This is a genomic window from Paraburkholderia sp. RL18-085-BIA-A (assembly GCF_046027075.1).
Classification (GTDB): Bacteria; Pseudomonadota; Gammaproteobacteria; order Burkholderiales; family Burkholderiaceae; genus Paraburkholderia.
On record NZ_JARESU010000435.1, the window covers coordinates 1 to 1,342 of the forward strand.

1 protein-coding gene and 1 pseudogene are annotated in these 1,342 nt (G+C 61.5%); one reads left to right on the forward strand and one right to left on the reverse strand.

Annotated elements, in window-relative coordinates; genetic code table 11:
- The coding region (gene opgC, locus P0D89_RS53055) for an OpgC domain-containing protein (protein ID WP_408379648.1) at positions 1 to 724 on the forward strand (724 nt) is incomplete at its 5' end.
- Between the two features lie 128 nt (positions 725 to 852).
- Here the strand turns inward: opgC and P0D89_RS53060 are convergent.
- A pseudogene (locus tag P0D89_RS53060) lies at positions 853 to 1,128 on the reverse strand (hopanoid biosynthesis associated radical SAM protein HpnJ); the annotation flags it as partial.
- Positions 1,129 to 1,342 lie beyond the last annotated feature (214 nt).

The following is a 1,342-nucleotide window of genomic DNA, read 5'->3' on the forward strand; positions in this document are numbered from 1 at the left end:
ACTGTGCGTGCCGCTGGTGACGCCGGTTGTTCGTCGCCGGCCGGCTACCGCCCTGCTGGCGAGCCTGGCGTTGTGGCTGTGCGCACCCCCGCTTGCGCATCTGCTGCCGAGCGCCGACCCTATCGGCTGGTCATTCGATCCGTTCGCGTGGCAATTGATGTTTATGCTTGGCATGCTGTGCCGGCTGCATCCGGTGTCCGCCGTGTTCCAGACTTCGCGCGCCGGACTACGGCTGACCTGGATTGCGCTCGCCGTTGCGCTGGCTTTCGCCGCTTACAAGTTGATGATTGAGAGCCAGCCGGAACTCGGCTATCTGAAACAGCACCTGAGTTCCCTGAGAGTCATCAACTTCGTCGCGATCGCCTGGCTGGTCGCGCAGATGAGCCGGCTCGGGTGGATCGACCGGCTGGCCGCAGCGCTACCGCCAGTGGTTACGGTCGGTCGCCAGGGACTGACCTGTTTTGTCTGGGGAACGCTCATTTCGATCGTTGCCGACACCGCGCTGCGGGTCGCGGCGCCCGCCTTTCATACACGCACGCAAGCGGTTGCTGCGGCGCTGTCGGCCGACTTGCTGACGATCGCGGCGGTGCTCGGCGTCGCCATCGCTGCGGCCAAGCTCAAATCCAATCGGCCGACAGCGCGGCGGCAAGACAGAAATGGACAATACGGATGCCGAGCCGCCGCAGAAACGCAGATACCTAGCAGCGCGAGGAGCAGCAGATGAGCCCCACGCATCGGACCTTCGACTGCGACCAGCCCGGTCACGGGCAGCAGAGCGGCCGGGAAGATGATCCAGTCAAGGCGCTTCACGTCGGCGCCTCGCACGGATTGCCCGACGCAGATGAGTGGCGCTCACGCTTGGTGGGCACGCAGGAAACGGAAGAATTCGACGCCTTCGCGCAGGCGCCGTTTCATCATGTCCCAGCTCGTCAACATCTCGCGCAGGATCTCCCAGATCTTCGACGGGCGGAAATAGAAACACTTGTAGAAGTTTTCGAGCTGATGGGAAATCTCGTCGCGTGACAGATGCGGATAGCCGATCGCCGCGAGCTGCACGCCTTCTCTGCTCACGAGGTTGATCACCTTGTTCTCTTCGAGCCAGCCGTTTTCGACCGCCTGGTTGTAGACGACTGGTTGCGAGTTTTGACGCTGATTTCGTAGAGGGCGATCGAACAAGCCTGAGGCGCAAATCGATGTCGGGTACGGCACGCTGAAGATGCGAAGATATGTTTCGTTATGCGAATATGAAGGTATCGACAGGTCGAGCACGATCGCAACGCTGAGCCGGGCGCCGACGGTGCTACGCTAAGCCAGAAATTGAGATCAGTTTTGGCAGTAGTGC